Here is a 21,027-nt window from a genome sequence, read left to right as displayed (position 1 = left end):
TTGCGCCTCCTTATGCCTGTTTCTGCGCCAGGGCAAGCTGAATATCACGATAATATTCGTTGTTAATCAGATACTTTTTCATAAGCAGTCCAACCGCAAGGTGGAACAGAGCAGGAATGAGCGTCATCATCAGCGCAATACCGGTGAGCGAACGTGCGGTCTGTTCAACATCGGCCTGATAGCCAAAGTGGCTCAGCAGGAATCCGAGTATCCCGCCCGCGATCCCCATCCCAAACTTTTGGAAGAAGAGGATGCCGCCAAACGCCAACCCGGAAACGCGCAGACCGGTTTTCTTTTCTCCGTAATCCACCGCTTCGGCGATAGAGGACCAGAACACCGGCATTTGCATATCGCAGAAGAAATTAATAAGAAAATAGAACGCAAACGCCAGGACAAGGTTTTCACGCCCGACGGAGAAATACATCAGCGCGCTCAGGACAAAGGTAATAATCTGGGTGTAGCGGAACATCTTAATTTTGTCCCAGAACTTGGTTATCCAGGTGGTGGCGATCATCGCTAAAATAGAGGCAACGACGCCGGTAGTCAGGAAGGGTGAAATCAGGCTATCTCCGCCGTTCAGATAATACTTAGCGTAATAAGCGGCAACGGAACCGCGAATAACATAACCGCACATCAGCAGCAGAATAACAACGCCGAGAATAATCCACTGATCGTTACGTAACAGATATTTAAACTGTTTCCCCACCGATAGCGAGGTAATTTCCGGCTCGCTGCGTTCACGCGTGGTAAGAAAACAGAAGATAAACAGCAAGGCGCCCATCGCCCCCATCAGCCCCATCGAAAACTGGTAACCCAGCGCCTTGTTGCCCTGCCCCAGCCAGACGGCAAGCATCGGTACGACGATAGTCACCAGGAAAGCGGCAATCTTGGTCATCACAAAACGATAGCCGTTGGCGCTTAACCGTTCGACGGGATCGCTGGTAATGACGCCAATCATCGAAATATAGGGAATAGTGATCGCGGTATAGACCAGGGTCATAAGAATATAGGTGCCATAGGCCCACGCCAGCTTGGCCATATAAGCCATGTCAGGCGTAATAAACATCAAATACACGGCGAAACCAAAAGGAATGGCAAACCACAGCAGCCACGGGCGGTAACGTCCCCAGCGCGTATTCAGTTTATCGGTCAGAACCCCCATGGCCGGATCGATAATGGCATCAATCATCCGCACAACCACAAACAGTACGCCAACATCAGCGGCGCTCAGGCCGTAGATATCGGTATAGAAATAGGCGAGGAGCAGCTGCATGGCGATAATCACAACGTTTATCGCCATATCTCCCGCGCCGAAGCCGATTTTTTCCACGATAGAAAGTTTCATGTTGATATTCCTTTACGCTTAACAGCGCAAATCTGGTGAACAATTAATGATGTCACTACATGAAATAAAAACGTTTTTATATAAGCCATCCACCAGACAATCTATGGAGGCTATGAAGAGAGTGTAACTAACCATCAAAAGATATAAAGGTATACCTTTATATCTTTTGATCGGTTTCACATATTTTTATAGACACGACCTTACCCCGGTTTTAAACCGGGATAAGAATCAATAAGATAATGAGCAGGGGGTGTAACGAAAATCAGCGGGAAGACAAAATGGCGCAACTATGGTCCTGAATTTCTTCCGCCGATGCGCGATTGAAGGTCAGTAAATTACGCTCGGTCGCCAGCAGGACAAAAGAGCCATCGCTTTGGCGTACCACCGCCAGCGCATAGCGTCCCATATGATCGCGCGCTTCCGGCACCTCTTCCGCCAGCATCATAAACGGACTACGCTGCGCCAGTTCGCTCTCGGTTACCCGGCGCGCCAGGTATTCATGCCCCATCAGGTCGCCCGGTAGCGGAAGCCAGCGAGTGCTGATACGCGTGAGATCGTTATCCAGTTGTTCCCGAACGTCAGGACGGATGCAAGAAATATGGATATGCAAATGGTCCTGTGAACGACCAAGCCGCGAATTAATCGCCAGCGAGACCGCGCTATCCGGAATATCATGCCCGTATTTTTTACTCATATAGCCGCGAGCCTGCCAGGCCAGCCAGAAAAAGTTGGGCGTAGCGGGTTCCAGCAATAGCGGGCTTTCTGTACCGTTGATACGGTAGGTGGGCATCAATAAATATTGCAACGGACCGTGACGATCTTTAAAGACGACATAGCCGGCGCGAGGTTTGACTTCCGCGCAAGGCGCTGGATTTTGATGCTGTAACTGATCGGGCAGGCATTGTTCAAGCACGATTTCCCGTAATGCATCAGGATTGCCGGAAAATTTCCAGTAACCGACGCCCGCCGCGGCAACAATCACTATCACCGCCAGTAAAAAGTAACCTGTTTTTTTCATGTTATGCGTTCCCTGTGACCCATAGACGGGGAAGAGTAACGCAAAATTGTGGCAAAGAAAAAACCCGGTAACATAATACGTTACCGGGTTTATAAACGGTTTAGCGTTTGCTGATTTGGTCGAACGTACCACCATTAGCGAAGTGATCTTTTTGCGCCTTCGCCCAGCCGCCAAACACCTCGTCAATGGTGAAAAGCTTCAGCTTCGGAAACGCATCGTCGTATTTTTTCACCACGTCAGCATCGCGCGGACGGTAGAAGTTTTTCGCTGCTATCTCCTGCCCTTCCGGCGAGTAGAGATACTTGAGATACGCTTCCGCTACCGCTTTGGTGCCTTTCTTTTCCACCACTTTGTCGACCACGGAAACGGTCGGCTCTGCGAGAATAGATTCACTCGGGGTCACTATCTCGAATTTATCTTTACCCAGTTCATTCGTCGCCAGTAGCGCTTCGTTTTCCCAGGCGATCAGCACATCACCGATACCGCGTTCAACGAAAGTATTGGTTGAGCCACGCGCACCGGAGTCCAGCACTTCAACGTTTTTAAACAGGGCTTTGACAAAGTCCTGCGCTTTGGCCTGATCGTTATTGTTGTGGTGCAGGGCGTAGCCCCATGCCGCCAGATAGTTCCAGCGTGCGCCGCCAGAGCTTTTCGGGTTTGGCGTAATAACGGACACGCCCGGTTTAATCAGATCGTTCCAGTCATGAATTTGTTTTGGATTGCCTTTACGGACCAGGAAAACGATGGTGGAGGTGTAAGGTGCTGAGTTATCCGGCAGACGCTTAATCCAGTTTTTATCGATACGACCACGTTCAGCAATAGCGTCCACATCGTAAGCCAGCGCCAGCGTCACGACATCGGCTTCAATGCCGTTAATAACGGAAGTCGCCTGTTTACCCGAACCGCCGTGCGATTGGCGGATCACGACGTTGTCGCCGGTTTCCTGCTTCCAGTGCGCGCTAAACGCTTTGTTGTACTGCTCGTACAGCTCACGCGTTGGATCATACGATACGTTAAGTAACTGAATATCCTTTGCCAGAATGCTGGTTGACGCCAGCAATAATGTGAACCCCACGCCCCACTTTTTCATCGCCCGACTCGCTTATGTTGTGTTGTGATGAGCAAAGCGTGCCAGAAAGAGATCCAAACATTAAAGAATAAAAAAAGATTGGCTATAACTTCAAGGAATAAATCTGAGGGATTGCCGGATGGCGGCTAGCGCCTAATCCGGCCTACACGTTTCTGCAACCTGTAGGCCTGATAAGCGTAGCGCCATCAGGCGCGCAAAAACAATCAGTACAGTTTTTTCGCGCACTCCATCCAGTCGCTTTTGAACGGACGCTTCATGTTTTCAATCGCATCGATGATGTCATGATGAACAAGCTGCTCGTTCTGGATACCGACACAACGACCGCCATGGCCTTCCAGCAGCAGGTCAATAGCATACGCGCCCATACGGGAAGCCAGAATGCGATCGTAAGGTACCGGGGAACCACCACGCTGAATGTGGCCGAGCACCGTCGCACGCGTTTCACGGCCCGTTTCTTTTTCAATAAAGTGCGCCAGCTCGTCAACATCGCACATATGCTCAGTAATAGCGACGATAGCGTGTTTTTTCCCTTTCGCGATCCCGGCTTTGATTTCGGCCACCAGATCTTCGCGATTAAATTCAACTTCCGGCACCACGATAAACTCACAGCCACCAGCAATAGCCGCCGCCAACGTCAGGTCGCCGCAATAACGACCCATCACCTCAACGATAGAGATACGCTGGTGAGAAGAGGAGGTGTCACGCAGACGGTCAATCGCTTCCACTACAGTGCCGAGAGCAGTGAAGTAGCCGATAGTGTAGTCGGTGCCTTTGATGTCGTTATCGATAGTGCCTGGCAGACCGATGCACGGGAATCCCATTTCAGTCAGACGTTTTGCACCCATATAAGAACCGTCGCCGCCAATAACTACCAGCGCATCGATACCGCGTTTTTTCAGGTTTTCGATCGCGACAGCGCGAATATTTTCGTCACGGAATTCCGGGAAACGGGCGGAACCGAGGAAAGTACCGCCACGGTTGATCATGTCAGATACGCTGTAACGGTCAAGTTGCACCATACGATCTTCATACAGGCCCAGATAGCCGTCATAAATGCCCATGACTTCCAGCCCTTCCGTCAACGCTGCGCGCACAACACCGCGGATTGCCGCGTTCATGCCCGGCGCATCACCGCCGCTTGTCAACACACCGATTTTCTTAATCATGACTACCTCTGAACTTTGGAATGCAAAATGAAATCTATTGCCGGAAGCCGATTTCGCACTTCGAAACGATCCAACGAATATACAGATAGTATAACAATCCCTTCCTGCTGAATTGATTCAGGTCAGGCCAAATGGCGGTAATTTATACACAAAATGCTGGCCTGGCTCACTTTTTAACAATCAATTATACAAGCTCGAACTTCCTGCCTTCCCTGGGGACGACTGAACAGGGATCCTGATGAATAATGACATCTGAACCCGGAAAACGCCGCAAAATCGCCTGCTCTACCTGGTCAGCCACAAAATGCGCCTGAACGAGCGGCAGATTATCTTCCATTTCCAAATGAATCTGAATAAAGCGAGTCGGCCCTGACTGCCGCGTGCGGAGATCGTGCGCGCCGCTGACTCCCGGCCATGACGTCACGATATCAATAATTTCCTGTCGTTCCGCATCGGGCAGCGCGCGATCCAATAATGACTGCACCGCCTCATACCCCATACGTAACGCGCTATACAAAATATAGATGCCGATACCTAACGCAAACAGGGCATCCGCACGATGCCAACCGTACCAGGATAACCCAAGCGCGATAAGAATCGCTCCGTTCATCATAACATCAGACTGATAATGAAGCATATCCGCCCGTACCGCCTGACTTTGGGTCTTGCGTACCACCCAGCGCTGAAACGTGACCAGTATAATAGTGCATATCAGAGCGATGACGGTAACGCCAATCCCCACGCCGGGGTCGTTCATTGGCGTCGGCTTAATCAGATTCTGGATACTGGTCAAAAACAGAAACAACGCCGAACCGGAAATAAACATACTTTGCGCCAGCGCCGCCAGCGACTCCGCTTTACCGTGACCAAACGTATGTTCATCATCTGCGGGTTGCAGCGAATAACGCACGACCAACAAATTCGTCAATGACGCGGCAATATCCACCAGCGAGTCCACCAACGCCGCCAGAATACTCACCGATCCCGTATACCACCACGCAAAAATTTTGATCAAAAGTAACGCTGATGCCATCGCCGTTGCCGCGATAGCCGCCCGGCTAACCAGCCGTCCATAGGTTTGATTCATAAATACTCCCGCTATCTTCTGCCGGTAGTATAACGGATGGTTTAAAACAGTAAGCTAATAACAGAATGACAAATTAGAGACAAAAAAAACCCCCACATCATGTGGGGGAAGACAGGGATGGTGTCTATGGCAAGGAAAACAGGGTTGTTACTGGGAACGTGAGTTGCTACTACTCAATAATTTCAACGATGAACTTTTTTGCCATTGCGCCACGTCGCGCAGTTGCTCCATTCGTTGCTGATGCTTTTCATTCAAAACCGCTTGCTGCTCCGGCGTTAACAGGCGATACATCTGGTTACGCACGCGGGCCATTTCGACCTGGCGGGCAACCTGCTCTTGCGCCATTTTTTCTGCCTGAGCGCGCACAGCGCTTTCATCAAATTTTTCTGCGGTGACAAGCCGATGCATTGTCTCCATTTCGCTAACATTAACAGGAGGCTGTTCGTGCCTTGCCTGTTGCATAAGATCTCGCATCTGCTGACGCTGATGTTCGGTTAAACTTATGCCGTCAAACATATGATTTTGCGCGCTACGCTGCGTGGCCCCGTCACCGGGGTGCCAGTTATCGCTTGTAACAACTTCAGCTGCGTGGCTTAAAAAACTGAATGCCAGCGTTGAGGCCATAACAGCAGCGGTAACTTTGCGCATCGCTTGCTCCCAAAATCTTTTCTGTCGCGATTCAACGAGAGACAGTTTACGATTCGGGCTGCAAACATGCGTCAGGGGGTGTAAAACAACGTAAAGTCATGGATTAGCGACGCCTGATGACGTAATTTCTGCCTCGGAGGTACGTAAACAATGAATAAAATCCTGTTAGTTGATGATGACCGAGAGCTGACTTCCCTGTTAAAAGAGCTCCTCGAAATGGAAGGTTTTAATGTCCTGGTGGCCCACGACGGCGAGCAGGCGCTTGAGCTTTTGGATGACAGCATCGATTTACTTTTGCTTGACGTCATGATGCCGAAGAAAAACGGTATCGATACGTTGAAAGCGCTTCGCCAGACACACCAGACGCCTGTCATTATGCTGACCGCGCGCGGCAGCGAGCTGGATCGCGTTCTCGGCCTTGAGCTGGGCGCGGACGACTATTTGCCCAAACCGTTTAACGACCGCGAGCTGGTAGCGCGCATCAGGGCTATTTTGCGCCGTTCCCACTGGAGCGAACAGCAGCAGAGCAGCGACAACGGCTCGCCGACGCTGGAAGTCGATGCGCTAAGCCTTAATCCGGGCCGCCAGGAAGCCAGTTTCGATGGCCAAACGCTGGAGCTGACCGGTACGGAGTTCACCCTGCTCTATTTGCTGGCGCAACACCTCGGCCAGGTGGTTTCCCGTGAACATTTAAGTCAGGAAGTGCTGGGCAAGCGCCTGACGCCGTTCGATCGCGCTATTGATATGCATATTTCTAACCTGCGCCGCAAACTGCCGGAACGCAAAGACGGTCACCCGTGGTTTAAAACATTGCGTGGTCGCGGCTATCTGATGGTTTCCGCTTCATGATAGGAAGTTTAACCGCGCGCATCTTCGCCATCTTCTGGTTGACGCTGGCGCTGGTGCTAATGCTGGTACTGATGTTGCCCAAGCTCGATTCACGCCAGATGACCGAGCTGCTGGACAGCGAGCAGCGCCAGGGATTGATGATAGAGCAACATGTAGAAGCTGAACTTGCGAACGATCCACCCAACGACCTGATGTGGTGGCGTCGCCTGTTCCGCGCGATCGATAAGTGGGCGCCGCCTGGACAGCGGTTATTACTGGTGACCTCTGAAGGACGCGTGATCGGCGCTGAACGCAGCGAAATGCAGATCATTCGTAACTTCATTGGTCAGGCGGATAACGCCGATCATCCGCAGAAGAAAAAATATGGCCGCGTAGAGATGGTGGGGCCGTTCTCCGTTCGCGACGGAGAGGATAATTACCAGCTTTACCTGATTCGACCGGCCAGCAGTTCGCAATCCGATTTTATTAATCTGCTGTTTGACCGCCCGCTCCTGTTGCTCATTGTCACGATGCTGGTCAGTTCGCCGCTCTTACTATGGCTGGCATGGAGTCTGGCGAAACCGGCGCGTAAGTTGAAAAACGCGGCTGATGAAGTGGCGCAAGGCAACCTGCGTCAGCATCCGGAGCTGGAGGCGGGTCCGCAGGAGTTCCTCGCCGCTGGCGCCAGTTTTAACCAGATGGTGACGGCGCTGGAACGGATGATGACCTCGCAGCAGCGTTTGCTGTCAGACATCTCCCATGAGCTGCGAACGCCCCTTACGCGCCTGCAACTGGGTACCGCGCTGCTGCGTCGTCGTGGCGGCGAAAGCAAAGAGCTGGAGCGTATTGAAACCGAAGCGCAGCGTCTGGACAGCATGATCAATGACCTGCTGGTGATGTCGCGTAACCAACAGAAAAACGCGCTGGTCAGCGAAACGATGAAAGCCAATCAGCTATGGGGCGAAGTGCTGGATAACGCCGCCTTTGAAGCCGAACAGATGGGCAAGTCGTTAACGGTAAATTATCCGCCGGGGCCGTGGCCGCTCTATGGCAACCCAAACGCGCTGGAAAGCGCGCTGGAAAATATTGTTCGTAATGCGCTGCGCTATTCACATACGAAGATTGAAGTCGGCTTCTCGGTGGATAAAGACGGTATTACGATCACGGTCGATGACGACGGGCCGGGCGTCAGCCCTGAAGACCGCGAGCAGATCTTCCGTCCGTTCTATCGCACTGATGAGGCGCGCGACCGTGAATCCGGTGGTACTGGCCTGGGTCTGGCGATTGTCGAAAGCGCCATGCAGCAGCACCGCGGCTGGGTTAAGGCTGACGATAGCCCGCTCGGCGGGTTGCGGCTCACGCTGTGGCTACCGCTGTACAAGCGAACCTAAAAACCATCGGCCTGCGAATGCAGGCCGATTTTTTATCTCGCCGTCGAGATTTACCGGGAAATGTCTGGCGCTAAAATCCACTCGGCGCTGTCATTCCACACGTCCATCCGGGTAATTTTGCCATCGCGCACTTCGAAGCGGTCGATAAAGCGGTTATCGGCAAACGGGCGACCGTCGGGCCATTCGCCATACAACGTACCGTTGGAATAAATCACAACGTAATCATCATGCTGCACCGCATCAAACTCGCCCAGCGCCTTCTTCACCCACTTGTAGCGAGCGCCGTTAAACTGCGCGATATCTGCCGCGCCCGCCATCGCCCGGCCTCCGGTGAAGGTAATTTTCACCTCCGGGTGCATATACGTTGCGGCGCGTTCAGCATCAGGAATCATCGAGGCCACCAAAAATTCTTTTACAATCGCCACCGCATTTTCAGCTTCAGTCATAACCCTTCCTTTCATTTTGGCGGAGTTTTATCACCCCACAGCCGTCTGGCGCTATCTTCAATTTTGCCGCTCAAACGACGCTTCTGCATGGTACGGCTCCAGCTCGCCGACAGCCCGGCGGCGCTCAGCAGCCGATGATATTGTTCGTCATCAAACGGCATAGACCAGGCGATAACACCCGCTTCATGAACCGAGACATCGCTCAGACGCGACGCCAGTTCCAGCGGCGCATCGCTGGAGACTTTACCTGGCGCAATGACCCGATACAGCCAGCCGGTTTTTCCGCTGTTCTGCATAAGGAGGGCCATGTCGCTGATGGCAAAGTGGAAATTAAGTTTAAAGCATGGAGAGCGCGGCTGAGTGACCTGGATCAACGCCTCGCCCCAGCGGTAGATGTCGCCAATAAACACGTTGTATTCGGTCATTCCGTCCGTCGACAGATTCTCGCCAAACGCCGGGGCGCAAAACAGCGTCGCCTGCTCGGGGAACTGGCGAATCCAATCAGCATAGTGTTCGCGGGGGTAATGGCATAGCGCGCGGTCGGGGCCGCCATGGATTTTCTTTTCGGCCTGCTGATCGCCTGCCAGACCCAGCTCGGTCAGCATAAGTTCGCCGTCGATTTGCACCTTGGCGATAGCGCTCGGGCGGCTGCCGTCATAGTCACGAATTTTGCCAATAAACACGTCAACCGGATAATGCATCTGCTGCTCCTTACGCGGATACAAAAAAAGCGAGTCATCAGACTCGCTTCTACAGACGTGCAATGCAAATTATTTTTTAGCGGCGAAACGCGCTGCTGCTTCGTCCCAGTTCACCACGTTCCAGAACTCTTTGATGTAGTCCGGGCGGCGGTTCTGGAATTTCAGGTAGTAAGCGTGTTCCCACACGTCCAGACCCAGGATCGGGAAGCCGGAAGCGCCGGAAATGGCTTCACCCATCAGCGGGGAATCCTGGTTTGCGGTAGAAACCACAGCCAGTTTGTCGCCTTTCAGCACCAGCCACGCCCAGCCGGAGCCGAAACGGGTTGCTGCTGCTTTTTCGAATTCAGCTTTGAAGTTGTCAACGGAACCGAAGTCACGCTCGATAGCCGCTTTCAGATCGCCCTGCAGAGTGGTGCCTTTTTTCAGCCCTTTCCAGAACAGGCTGTGGTTAGCGTGGCCGCCCGCGTTGTTACGCAGCACGGTTTTTTTGTCCGCTGGCACCTGGTCCAGTTTAGTAATCAGTTCTTCAACCGGCAGGTCAGCAAACTCAGGCAGGTTTTCCAGCGCCGCGTTAGCGTTGTTGACATAGGTTTGATGGTGTTTGGTGTGGTGAATCTCCATCGTCTGCTTATCGAAGTGCGGTTCCAGTGCATCATAAGCGTACGGCAGGGATGGCAGTGTATAACTCATAATCATCTCCATTATTGTCGAGCGGCACAGTGTTAACGCCGCGTAAGCAGTTGGTTCATTATAGTTAATTAAATGATATTGAAAATGATTATCAATGCCGTACTTTTTCCAGGGTTATAAACGTTACGGCATCCGCTGAAAAAAACCGTTTTTTACGCCTCCAACCGAAACCGTCTGTTGATGAATTCCTGGAAATCATGAAATGTGAAACAGGGTTTCAAAATCTTTCTTTTGGTGCCAAATTTTGTCATCGGTGGCAAAATCAAGAAGGTTATAATTTCACCATGCAATTACATTCCCGGTAAATTATTACAATTGCGAGGGAATTATGAAGCAACCTGGTTTTATACGTCTGGCTACGTTGGCCTTACTCTCCACACTCTCTTTCTTCTCCCACGGCGAAACCATTTTGCGCCTGGCCTACGCTGAAAATAGCCAGCCGGTAAAAGATGCGTTGCACTTCCTGGGGCAGCAAGTTGAAGAGAAAACGGGCGGCGATATCAAAGTACAGTACTTCCCGGACGGACAGCTTGGCGGCGAGCGCGAACTGGTGGAGTTGACGCAGGTCGGCGTCGTCGACATCACTAAAGTGTCGTCCGGGCTAATGGAGAGTTTTTCGCCTGAGTACGGCGTGTTCTCACTTCCCTACCTGTTTGCCACCGTCGATGAATACTACCGCGTAATGGATAACCCACAGGTGATGGAGCCTGTTTATCAGTCCACCGCCGCACAGGGGTTTGTCGGCGTAGGCTGGTATGATTCCGGCGCGCGTAATTTTTATATGAGCAAAGCGCCGGTTAAACGCATTGAGGATTTACGCGGGAAGAAGATCCGCGTCATGCAGAGTGAGACGGCGATCCAAACTCTCAAACTGCTGGGCGCTTCGCCTATCGCCATGAGCCAGGCGGAGGTCTATACCTCGTTACAACAAGGCATTCTCGACGGCGCGGAAAACAATGAGTTCGCTCTCACCATCGCCCGCCACGGCGAAGTCGCCCGTTATTACACCTACGATATGCACACCCGCATTCCCGATATCCTGCTAATGAGTACCCTCACGCTGGAAAAGCTGACGCCGGAACAGCAGCGCATCGTCGAAGCCGCCATCAAGGCGTCGATCGAATTTGAGAAAGCCGCATGGGACAAGGAAATAGAGAAAACCAGGCTGGCGGCGGTAAAAGATTTCAACGTTGAATTCTACGAGATCGACAAAAAGCCCTTCCAGAAGGCAGTACAGCCTATTTACGACGGTCTGAAAAACAAGCCGCGGCTTTACGGGCTGTATCAACGTATCCAGACAGCAAAAAATTAATCTAATCAGGAAATTAAGATGAACACATTCAGAAAAGGACTTGATTTATTGCTGGGCGCTATCTGTTGCCTGGTGCTGGCGATAATGGTTGGCATCGCCTGCTGGCAGGTGGTGAGCCGCTACATTCTGGGCGTTCCCAGCACCCTTACCGAAGAGATGCTGCGATTTCTCCTGGTGTGGGTATCAATGCTGGGCATGGCTTTTGTCGCCGGTCAGAAACAGCATATCAGCCTGACTCTCTTACTGGATAAGGTGTCGCCGACGATTCGCGGCTGGTGGGATATTATTCTGCAGGTCATCTTTATCGCGTTTTCCATTTGGGTATTGATTATCGGCGGCTTAAAGATTTCTGCGATTTCTATGCTGCAAATCTCCCCTGCGCTGGGCATTCCGATGGGGAAAATTTATTACGCGCTCCCCTGCGCGGGCGTACTGATCATCCTCTATGGGCTGCTAAATATCGTTGACGCCCTGAAAGCTATCCATTCCGCCACGGATACCACTGAGCACACTCTGGAGAAATCACATGATTGACCCTATTTTTGCGTCCTGTACGCTAATTGCCGTCTTTGTTGTTTTACTGGCCATGGGCGCGCCTATCGGGATCTGCATCGTTATCGCCTCTTTCAGCACCATGATGCTGGTACTGCCTTTCGATATTTCGATGTTCGCCACCGCGCAAAAAATGTTCTCCAGCCTGGACAGTTTTGCCTTGCTGGCCGTGCCGTTCTTCGTTTTGTCCGGGGTGATCATGAATAGCGGGGGAATTGCCGCCCGACTGGTCAATTTTGCCAAACTGTTTACTGGCAAACTGCCCGGCTCGCTCTCTTACACCAACATCGTCGGCAATATGATGTTCGGTGCAATTTCCGGATCGGCAATTGCCGCCTCAACCTCTATCGGCGGCGTGATGGTGCCGATGAGCGCGCGCGAAGGTTACGATCGCGGCTTTGCGGCCGCGGTGAATATCGCCTCCGCGCCGACGGGAATGTTAATTCCACCCACCACGGCTTTTATCCTTTATGCGCTGGCAAGCGGGGGAACATCGATTGCCGCTCTGTTCGCTGGCGGTCTGGTCGCGGGAGTGCTGTGGGGCGTTGGCTGTATGCTGGTCACGCTGGTGGTCGCTAAGCGTCGAAATTATCGGGTTTTCTTCACCGTCCAAAAAGGCATGGCGCTAAAAGTTGCCGTTGAGGCCATTCCCAGCCTGCTGCTGATCGTGATTATTGTCGGCGGCATTGTGCAGGGGATTTTCACCGCCATTGAAGCCTCCGCGATTGCCGTGGTGTATACGTTATTGCTGACGATGGTGTTTTACCGCACGCTGAAAATTAAGGATTTGCCTTCGATTTTGCTCCAGACAGTGGTAATGACCGGGGTCATCATGTTCCTGCTGGCAACCTCTTCGGCGATGTCCTTCTCGATGTCGATCACCAATATTCCTGCGGCGCTGAGCGATATGATCCTCGGTATTTCCGCCAATAAACTGGTTATCCTGTTAGTCATTACCGTTTTTTTGTTGATTATCGGCGCATTTATGGATATCGGTCCGGCCATTCTGATTTTTACGCCAATTCTGCTGCCGATCATGGCTAAACTGGGCGTCGATCCGGTGCATTTCGGCATTATCATGATCTATAACCTGGCGATTGGCACCATTACGCCGCCAGTTGGCAGTGGTTTATATGTCGGGGCGAGCGTCGGTAAGGTCAAAGTTGAGGAAGTGATTAAACCGTTGCTGCCTTTTTACGGCGCGATTATCGGCGTTCTGTTATTAATTACCTACATTCCGGAAATCACACTGTTTTTACCCCGTCTACTGGGCATCATGTAAGCGCATAGTTTCCTGCGCATCTCGTTGCCGGATGGCGATTCGCGTCTTATCCGGCCAACGCGCGATAATAATTATCCGCAGGTCATCACCAGGTAAAAAAAACCGGCTACCTATAAAGTAGCCGGAAAAGGGAATAAATAATAAACAGGGATAATGATTAGAATGTGTAGCCTATACCCACGCGGAAACGGGTTTGTCTTTCATCGCTGTTGCTATTGACGGAAACATTACCTACCTCAACGAATGGCGACCATTGATCAATAATATAGGCAGTTCTGAAGTTATATTCATAGTTATCTTTGCCGCCATCGTAAAGATCATATTTATCAGCTTTCTTATAAATTCCTTCGATTGTCCAGTCAAAGTTGTTCCATTTATAACCCGCCCAGACATCCATACGATTGATGGTATCATCATCACGGATATCAGAAGAACGGCGTACATATTCAAAACGATAGCGCGCGCCAACCCACCAGCTTTCATTTAATGTCCACGTCGCGCGGAAGTAAGGCTTATAGGTAGAGTAACCGTTGCCTGTTTCCAGCACAAAACCCGGTTGCCAGGCGACATCACCGATTTTAAATTGGTAGCTTATCGTATATTCGTTACCCTGTGTTTCCAGGTCATTAAACGCTTTATTGGTGTCATCCCCGCCTGATTTTGAGATAGCTTCTATCGCAAAACCAACACCATTCGCAAACCGATGAGAAATATACGCACGGTCATAGTTAGCTTTACTATCATCAAGATATTCATGACGAACATCAACATATACTGCATGCGCATTTGTTACAACAAGAGGTAATAGTAAGAAAAGAGATTTTCTCATAACAGAATCCATTTAATTTAAAATTAAAACGTTGTTTTATGTCAGGCCGTTACAACCATAATACGCAATGTGAATGGCGACAATATAGGCAAAGATCTTTAATTTAAAATTGGGATAATGTTCAAAAAGCAAAATAAAATAAATGAAATTTATATTCGCCATATAACATAAAAATCAAAACACCATCAACAAAGCCAATATAGGGATTTCCCTATATTTATATTTCATTGATTCCTAACGTTAATTTCAATATATTTAAATTGTAAATACAAATAAAACAACTAAATAATTACTGTATAACTACCCTTTTATCAAACGGTAAGTCAGACTATTCCCATTATGTGATCTCACGCAGTGTTTTCTTTGCATTGTTGCCAGCTAAGTCGTTTCGTGTCGTTATGATGAAGGTATTTTAGAAAACCAATATTACCCACTGATTTAAATAACATCCAGACGGTCATGATGCGCTCCGACTTTTTTAAAACGTGAAGTTAATCACTTCATTAACGTGCTGATTGCCAGAATACACCCAACGGCGGCAATCGTTATAAGGTTACCAGGCGGCGTAATTTTTAAACTCATGCAAACGGAAGGGGTATCCCGTCCATAAAAAATAATGAGGAACATGTCATGAGTAACGCGATTACGATGGGTATTTTCTGGCATTTGATAGGGGCGGCCAGTGCAGCCTGCTTCTATGCTCCGTTCAAGCAAGTGAAACAGTGGTCATGGGAAACCATGTGGTCAGTGGGCGGCATCGTCTCCTGGCTTATTCTGCCGTGGACAATTAGCGCTCTGTTACTGCCTGATTTCTGGGCCTATTATGGACAGTTTAACCTCTCCACCCTTTTACCGGTTTTTCTGTTCGGCGCCATGTGGGGCATCGGCAATATTAACTACGGTCTGACCATGCGTTATCTCGGGATGTCGATGGGTATCGGCATCGCTATCGGCATTACGCTTATCGTCGGCACGCTGATGACGCCTATCATCAACGGTAACTTCGATGTGTTAATCCATACCGAAGGGGGACGCATGACGCTACTTGGCGTTTTTGTCGCGCTGATCGGCGTCGGGATTGTGACGCGCGCCGGACAGTTAAAAGAACGCAAAATGGGCATTAAAGCGGAGGAGTTCAATCTGAAGAAAGGGCTTCTGCTGGCAGTGATGTGCGGTATTTTCTCGGCGGGGATGTCTTTTGCCATGAACGCCGCGAAACCGATGCATGAAGCTGCTGCCGCGCTTGGCGTTGACCCGCTCTATGTCGCGCTGCCGAGTTACGTGGTGATTATGGGCGGCGGCGCGCTGGTGAACCTCGGTTTCTGTTTTATCCGCCTGGCAAAAGTGCAAAATCTGTCGATAAAAGCCGACTTCTCGCTGGCAAGACCGTTGATTATCAGCAATATTCTGCTGTCCGCGCTTGGCGGTCTGATGTGGTATTTACAGTTCTTTTTTTATGCCTGGGGTCACGCGCGCATTCCCGCGCAATATGACTACATGAGCTGGATGCTGCACATGAGCTTCTATGTGCTGTGCGGGGGGCTTGTCGGTCTGGTGCTAAAAGAGTGGAAAAATGCTGGCCGCCGTCCCGTTGCCGTATTAAGCCTCGGCTGCGTGGTAATTATTATCGCGGCGAATATTGTCGGTTTAGGCATGGCCAGTTAATCGCTTTGATTACTGAGATGACGCCATTGGCTCGGCGTCATCCCGGTTTCCCGCGTGAACACCACTGAAAAATAATTACTATCTTCAAAACCGCACTGCATCGAAATCTCGCTAATCATCAGCGGGCTATGCTGAAGCAGATACTGCGCGTGGCAAATACGGACCTGGCGTAAATATTGATTAATCGTCATCCCGGTTTGGGCGCGAAACTGCTGCCGCAGCACCCGTTCGCTGCATTGTTCCTGCTGGCAAAACGCATCCAGCGCAAAGGGACGCTCAAGGCTATTAGCCAAAGCGGTAATTAATTTATCCAACAGGGTTTCTCTGGAGGTTGCCGGAAGATCGTCGGTCGCGTAGCGATGCCGTTTTAACGTCATCACCAGTTGACCAAACAGCAATTCCGCCATCTCATTCGCCAGCGGATCGCGCCCATTACTCTCATGTTCAAGCTGGTTAATGACCTGCCGCGCCTGATTCATTCCCATACTGCCCAGCCGCCAGTGAGGATGCCACTGCGCTCCCTGAAAGCCGGGAATCATCGCCTGCCAGTTTACATTGAGTTTCAAACGCTCCGGGCAGTAAATGATATTTTGCAGCACCAGATCGTTAACGGAGGTATAGGAGTGTTTGTCTTCAGCACGAATGTAAAACAGATCGCCGCGGGTAATTCTGTATGGGCGCTCATTAAGAACGTGTAGGCCATTGCCCCGCCAGACCATCACCAGTTCACAAAACTCATGCGTATGTTCCGCAAAAACATCCTGTGGATAGCGATCGGCAACCGTAACGGCCTGCTGCTCATCAGTAAAAAAATCTTTTTTCAAAAGGATTAACTGATTTGCCACCGCAGCACCTCATGTTGAATGCTTGCCGGATGGCGCTACGCTTATTCTGTCTACCGCTCGCCGCCGTAGGCCAGGTAAGGCGCAGCCGCCATCCGGTATTAAAGGGTATAATTATCAGCATATTGGCGACGAAAACGTTGATAGCGTTCGCGTTACTGGATTATCGCATCGCGTCCCTGACGGATATCCCGCGGCGACCAGTTAAATTCTCGGCGAAACAGAGTCGAAAAGTGGTTACTGTCGCCAAAACCGCAGCGGTACGCGATTTCTGTCACGCTATGATCGCTATGGCGTAATAAATGCCGGGCTTTGATCAAACGCAGGCGATTAAGGTAACGTTGCGGCGTCAGCCCGGTATGCTGTTTAAGCTGACGATGCAGCGTGCGTAGCGACAGCGAAAACTGTTCAGCTACCGCCTCCCAGCAGACCTCCTCCGCAAAATGGTCTTCCAGCCATGCCATCAGTTGGTTGAGTTTGGCGTCGTTATTGGTCGCGCCTTCCATCAGGCTACTGCGGCGTAACAACACCAGTAGTTGCATAAACAAAATTTCGCGATTCGCCACCGCAGGCGCATCCATGCTGTCTCCGGCGCGCTCCATCAGACCGACCAACTGGCGCACCTGCTGCAACACACTCTGATTCACCCGCCAGTGCGAAGGATAGTAACCATCCTGCTCCTGCGGCAGCAATTGATCCAGCCCCGCCAGGAATTGGAAAGCGTCCGGCGAACGCCACAGTACATTCGTCAGGCATAGGTTGTCGGTATGTTCATATAAATGCCGGTCGTGATCGCGAACAAAACACACGGTACCGCCGCTGATGGTATACGGCTGCCCGTTGAGTACATGAATGCCCGTACCGTGTTCCACAATCACGATTTCATGAAAATCATGATGATGTTCAGGGAAAGCGGCTTGCGGCAGACGGGGTTCAATCGCCACGGGCGCTTTACCTGATGGAAAAAAATCCACGCTATGCAGTACGGTCATGGTTGCTTCCTCCTGAATTCAACATGTCCGAATAGTAATTAAGGGCTATCGGCCTCACCTTAAATTTTTGACGCTAAAGCGCGCAAACATGGTCTTTTTTTCAAGAAAAGGCGGGAAAAAGCGGGAAATGCGGACGACATCACACCGGCCTATTAGTAGAAACTGTGAACGCTATCACGTTCATCTTTGCCTTGTTGCCAGCGGCTCATTTTCCTGTCAGTAACGAGAAGGTAGGTCTTTGAGGGCTTTTTTAGACTGTGCGCAATGACTCTAAGAAGGACCTGATTATGACTTTTCGCCATTGTGTCGCGGTTGATCTCGGCGCATCCAGCGGGCGCGTGATGCTGGCGCGTTACGACAGCAAACACCGTACCCTGACGCTACGTGAAATTCACCGTTTTGTGAACTGCCTACAAAAAACAGACGGGTTTGACACCTGGGACATCGACAGTCTGGAAAAGGATATCCGTCTTGGTCTGAAGAAAGTCTGCAATGAAGGCATTCTTATCGACAGCATCGGCATCGACACCTGGGGCGTCGATTATGTCCTGCTGGATAAACAAGGTCAGCGTGTCGGCCTGCCGGTCTCCTACCGCGATAACCGTACCACGGGCATCATGTCGCAAGCGCTGGTCCAGATCGGCAAAAGCGAAATCTATCGCCGCAGCGGGATTCAGTTTCTGCCGTTTAACACCATCTATCAGCTACGCGCGCTGACGAAACAACAGCCTGAGTTAACAGCGCAGGTCGCTCATGCGCTGCTGATGCCCGATTATTTCAGCTACCGCCTGACCGGTGAAATGAACTGGGAATACACCAACGCCACGACCACCCAGTTGGTCAATATCAATACCGATGACTGGGACGAGACCCTGCTGACATGGACTGGCGCGAAAAAGAGCTGGTTCGGTCGCCCCTCGCACCCTGGCAATGTTATCGGCGACTGGATTTGCCCGCAGGGCAACCGTATTCCGGTGGTAGCCGTCGCCAGCCACGATACCGCCAGCGCCGTTATTGCCTCTCCGCTGGCAAATAAACATAGCGCTTACCTGTCTTCAGGCACCTGGTCGTTGATGGGTTTTGAAAGCAAAATGCCCTACACCACTGACGAGGCGCTGGCTGCCAATATCACCAACGAAGGCGGCGCGGAAGGGCGTTATCGGGTACTAAAAAACATTATGGGTTTGTGGCTGCTCCAGCGTGTGCTGAAAGAACGGCGCATTACCGATCTGCCTGCGCTTATCGCCCAAACAGAAGCGCTGCCGGCCTGCCGTTTCCTGATTAACCCGAATGACGATCGCTTTATCAATCCTGACGATATGAGCGCCGAAATCCAGGCCGCCTGTCGCGAGACCGACCAGCCCGTTCCCGTCAGCGATGCCGAACTGGCGCGCTGCATTTTCGACAGTCTGGCGCTGTTGTATGCCGACATTTTGCACGAACTGGCAAATCTGCGCGGCGAAAAATTTACCCAACTGCATATTGTCGGCGGCGGCTGCCAAAACGCGCTACTCAACCAGTTGTGCGCCGATGCATGTGGTATTCGCGTGATGGCCGGGCCGGTTGAAGCCTCCACCCTTGGCAATATTGGTATTCAGCTTATGACCCTCGACGAATTAAACAACGTCGATGACTTCCGTCAGGTCGTCAGCGCTAACTACGACCTGACAACCTATATCCCTAATCCTGATAGTGAAATTGCCCGCCACGTTGCGCAGTTTCAACCCAAACGACAGACAAAGGAGCTTTGCGCATGACCACTCAACTGGAACAAGCCTGGGAACTGGCAAAACAACGTTTCGCCGCAGTAGGTATTGATGTCGAGGAGGCGCTGCGCCAGCTCGATCGCCTGCCGGTTTCCATGCACTGCTGGCAGGGCGACGATGTTGCCGGATTCGAGAACCCGGAAGGTTCGTTGACGGGCGGAATTCAGTCAACCGGCAACTATCCGGGCAAAGCGCGTAACGCCACCGAACTGCGCGCCGATCTGGAACAGGCGCTGCGTCTGATCCCAGGACCAAAACGGCTGAACCTGCACGCCATTTACCTTGAGTCGGATGCGCCGGTTGCCCGCGACCAGATCAAACCGGAGCATTTTAAAAACTGGGTGGAGTGGGCGAAAGCGAACCGGCTGGGGCTGGATTTCAACCCCACCTGTTTTTCTCATCCACTGAGCGCTGACGGTTTTACCCTCTCTCATCCCGACGCGAAAATTCGCCAGTTCTGGATCGATCACTGCAAAGCCAGCCGCCGCGTCTCGGCATACTTTGGTGAGCAGCTCGGTACGCCGTCGGTGATGAACATCTGGATTCCGGACGGCATGAAAGACATTACCGTCGACCGTTTAGCCCCGCGCCAGCGCCTGCTGGAAGCGCTGGATGAGGTCATTAGCGAGAAATTCGACCCGGCGCACCACATCGACGCCGTTGAGAGCAAACTGTTTGGCATCGGCGCGGAAAGCTACACCGTCGGCTCCAATGAGTTCTACATGGGCTACGCCACCAGCCGTCAGACCGCTCTGTGCCTGGATGCGGGCCACTTCCATCCCACTGAAGTGATTTCCGACAAAATTTCCGCCGCCATGCTCTACGTGCCACGGCTGCTGCTGCACGTCAGCCGCCCGGTACGCTGGGATAGCGACCACGTGGTGCTCCTGGACGATGAAACCCAGGCAATTGCCAGCGAAATCGTCCGTCATAACCTGTTCGACCGTGTGCATATCGGTCTGGATTTCTTCGACGCCTCTATCAACCGTGTCGCCGCGTGGGTTATCGGTACCCGCAACATGAAAAAAGCGCTGCTGCGCGCTCTGCTGGAACCCACAGATCAACTGCGTCAGCTTGAGGCCAGCGGCGATTACACCGCGCGTCTGGCGCTGCTGGAAGAGCAAAAATCTCTGCCGTGGCAGGCCGTCTGGGAAATGTATTGCCAGCGTCACGACACGCCGGCTGGCAGCCAGTGGCTGGACAGCGTTCGCGCCTACGAAAAAGAGATCCTGAGCAAACGTAGCTGACAGCGACACCTGATCTGTAGGCCGGATAAGACGCCCGCGTCGCCATCCGGCAATAAATGAAACACGATTGCCGGATGGCGCTGCGCTTATCCGGTCTACGTAAGACCCGAATAACCTTCGGGCAATAAAT

At 51.6% G+C, this 21,027-nt stretch carries 20 protein-coding genes; 8 read left to right on the top strand and 12 right to left on the bottom strand.

Annotated elements, in window-relative coordinates; genetic code table 11:
• Positions 1-10 precede the first annotated feature (10 nt).
• The 6 genes from ACLJZ5_RS19280 to cpxP all read right to left on the bottom strand — a co-directional run bounded on the left by ACLJZ5_RS19280 (position 11) and on the right by cpxP (position 6,354).
• Entirely contained in the window at positions 11-1,345 is a 1,335-nt protein-coding gene (locus ACLJZ5_RS19280; RefSeq protein ID WP_001609359.1) for an MFS transporter, read from the bottom strand.
• 262 nt (positions 1,346-1,607) lie between these two features.
• Positions 1,608-2,363, bottom strand: coding sequence for a CDP-diacylglycerol diphosphatase (locus ACLJZ5_RS19275; RefSeq protein ID WP_000750756.1), 756 nt, complete (start codon positions 2,361-2,363; stop codon positions 1,608-1,610).
• Between the two features lie 100 nt (positions 2,364-2,463).
• Entirely contained in the window at positions 2,464-3,453 is a 990-nt protein-coding gene (locus ACLJZ5_RS19270) for a sulfate ABC transporter substrate-binding protein (protein WP_024798214.1), read from the bottom strand.
• A gap of 203 nt (positions 3,454-3,656) precedes the next feature.
• Positions 3,657-4,619, bottom strand: coding sequence for a 6-phosphofructokinase (pfkA, locus tag ACLJZ5_RS19265; protein WP_000591793.1), 963 nt, complete (start codon positions 4,617-4,619; stop codon positions 3,657-3,659).
• A 184-nt stretch (positions 4,620-4,803) separates the two neighbouring features.
• The gene (fieF, locus tag ACLJZ5_RS19260) at positions 4,804-5,706 is read right to left on the bottom strand and encodes a CDF family cation-efflux transporter FieF (RefSeq protein WP_001077321.1); all 903 of its coding nucleotides are present in this window, start codon (positions 5,704-5,706) and stop codon (positions 4,804-4,806) included.
• Positions 5,707-5,853: 147 nt separating this feature from the next.
• Positions 5,854-6,354 (bottom strand): cell-envelope stress modulator CpxP, encoded by a 501-nt coding sequence (gene cpxP / locus ACLJZ5_RS19255; protein ID WP_001233463.1) that lies wholly within the window; start codon positions 6,352-6,354, stop codon positions 5,854-5,856.
• Between the two features lie 150 nt (positions 6,355-6,504).
• Between cpxP and cpxR the strand changes: the two genes are divergently transcribed.
• Both cpxR and cpxA read left to right on the top strand, forming a co-directional pair.
• Positions 6,505-7,203, top strand: a complete 699-nt coding sequence (gene cpxR / locus ACLJZ5_RS19250) for an envelope stress response regulator transcription factor CpxR (protein ID WP_001033731.1) — start codon at positions 6,505-6,507, stop codon at positions 7,201-7,203.
• Positions 7,200-8,573: an envelope stress sensor histidine kinase CpxA gene (gene cpxA, locus ACLJZ5_RS19245; protein WP_000580402.1), complete on the top strand. Its 1,374-nt coding sequence runs from the start codon at positions 7,200-7,202 to the stop codon at positions 8,571-8,573. Before cpxR ends, cpxA begins: the two co-directional genes overlap by 4 nt.
• Before the next feature lie 50 nt (positions 8,574-8,623).
• Here cpxA and ACLJZ5_RS19240 read toward each other — a convergent pair whose 3' ends face one another.
• The 3 genes from ACLJZ5_RS19240 to sodA form a co-directional block, all read right to left on the bottom strand.
• Positions 8,624-9,019, bottom strand: a complete 396-nt coding sequence (locus ACLJZ5_RS19240) for a nuclear transport factor 2 family protein (protein WP_000133441.1) — start codon at positions 9,017-9,019, stop codon at positions 8,624-8,626.
• 11 nt (positions 9,020-9,030) lie between these two features.
• A complete protein-coding gene (yiiM, locus tag ACLJZ5_RS19235) occupies positions 9,031-9,720 on the bottom strand; it encodes a 6-hydroxyaminopurine reductase (RefSeq protein ID WP_000559227.1) in 690 nt (229 codons plus the stop codon).
• A gap of 69 nt (positions 9,721-9,789) precedes the next feature.
• Positions 9,790-10,410, bottom strand: a complete 621-nt coding sequence (gene sodA, locus ACLJZ5_RS19230; RefSeq protein WP_000122632.1) for a superoxide dismutase [Mn] — start codon at positions 10,408-10,410, stop codon at positions 9,790-9,792.
• Positions 10,411-10,738: 328 nt separating this feature from the next.
• Between sodA and ACLJZ5_RS19225 the strand changes: the two genes are divergently transcribed.
• Genes ACLJZ5_RS19225 through ACLJZ5_RS19215 form a run of 3 tightly spaced genes read left to right on the top strand, consistent with a single transcriptional unit; the run spans position 10,739 to position 13,556 of the window.
• Positions 10,739-11,722 (top strand): TRAP transporter substrate-binding protein, encoded by a 984-nt coding sequence (locus tag ACLJZ5_RS19225; protein ID WP_000812816.1) that lies wholly within the window; start codon positions 10,739-10,741, stop codon positions 11,720-11,722.
• Between the two features lie 18 nt (positions 11,723-11,740).
• A complete protein-coding gene (locus ACLJZ5_RS19220; RefSeq protein WP_001091413.1) occupies positions 11,741-12,256 on the top strand; it encodes a TRAP transporter small permease in 516 nt (171 codons plus the stop codon).
• A complete protein-coding gene (locus ACLJZ5_RS19215) occupies positions 12,249-13,556 on the top strand; it encodes a TRAP transporter large permease (protein ID WP_000566800.1) in 1,308 nt (435 codons plus the stop codon). Before ACLJZ5_RS19220 ends, ACLJZ5_RS19215 begins: the two co-directional genes overlap by 8 nt.
• A gap of 157 nt (positions 13,557-13,713) precedes the next feature.
• Here ACLJZ5_RS19215 and ACLJZ5_RS19210 read toward each other — a convergent pair whose 3' ends face one another.
• On the bottom strand, positions 13,714-14,397 hold the full coding sequence (locus ACLJZ5_RS19210; RefSeq protein ID WP_077914075.1) for an oligogalacturonate-specific porin KdgM family protein: 684 nt from the start codon (positions 14,395-14,397) through the stop codon (positions 13,714-13,716).
• Positions 14,398-15,015: 618 nt separating this feature from the next.
• On the opposite strand from ACLJZ5_RS19210, the gene rhaT reads away from it, so the two are divergent.
• Positions 15,016-16,050, top strand: coding sequence for an L-rhamnose/proton symporter RhaT (rhaT, locus tag ACLJZ5_RS19205; RefSeq protein ID WP_000063541.1), 1,035 nt, complete (start codon positions 15,016-15,018; stop codon positions 16,048-16,050).
• Here rhaT and rhaR read toward each other — a convergent pair.
• Both rhaR and rhaS read right to left on the bottom strand, forming a co-directional pair.
• Positions 16,047-16,895, bottom strand: a complete 849-nt coding sequence (gene rhaR / locus ACLJZ5_RS19200) for an HTH-type transcriptional activator RhaR (RefSeq protein ID WP_000013292.1) — start codon at positions 16,893-16,895, stop codon at positions 16,047-16,049. The genes rhaT and rhaR overlap by 4 nt on opposite strands.
• 152 nt (positions 16,896-17,047) lie before the next feature.
• Positions 17,048-17,884, bottom strand: coding sequence for an HTH-type transcriptional activator RhaS (rhaS, locus tag ACLJZ5_RS19195; RefSeq protein WP_024798216.1), 837 nt, complete (start codon positions 17,882-17,884; stop codon positions 17,048-17,050).
• Between the two features lie 287 nt (positions 17,885-18,171).
• Here rhaS and rhaB point away from each other — a divergent pair, with 287 nt between their 5' ends.
• Both rhaB and rhaA read left to right on the top strand, forming a co-directional pair.
• Positions 18,172-19,641, top strand: a complete 1,470-nt coding sequence (gene rhaB, locus ACLJZ5_RS19190) for a rhamnulokinase (protein WP_024798217.1) — start codon at positions 18,172-18,174, stop codon at positions 19,639-19,641.
• Positions 19,638-20,897 carry an L-rhamnose isomerase gene (rhaA, locus tag ACLJZ5_RS19185; protein WP_024798218.1) on the top strand — a complete coding sequence of 420 codons (1,260 nt, stop codon included), beginning with the start codon at positions 19,638-19,640 and terminating at the stop codon, positions 20,895-20,897. Before rhaB ends, rhaA begins: the two co-directional genes overlap by 4 nt.
• Positions 20,898-21,027 lie beyond the last annotated feature (130 nt).

Origin of the sequence: Salmonella sp. 5800, assembly GCF_046558195.1 — a bacterium.
Classification (GTDB): domain Bacteria; phylum Pseudomonadota; class Gammaproteobacteria; order Enterobacterales; family Enterobacteriaceae; genus Salmonella; species Salmonella enterica.
The sequence above is the reverse complement of the archived record's forward strand: the minus strand, read 5'-3'. Positions and strand labels throughout refer to the sequence as shown.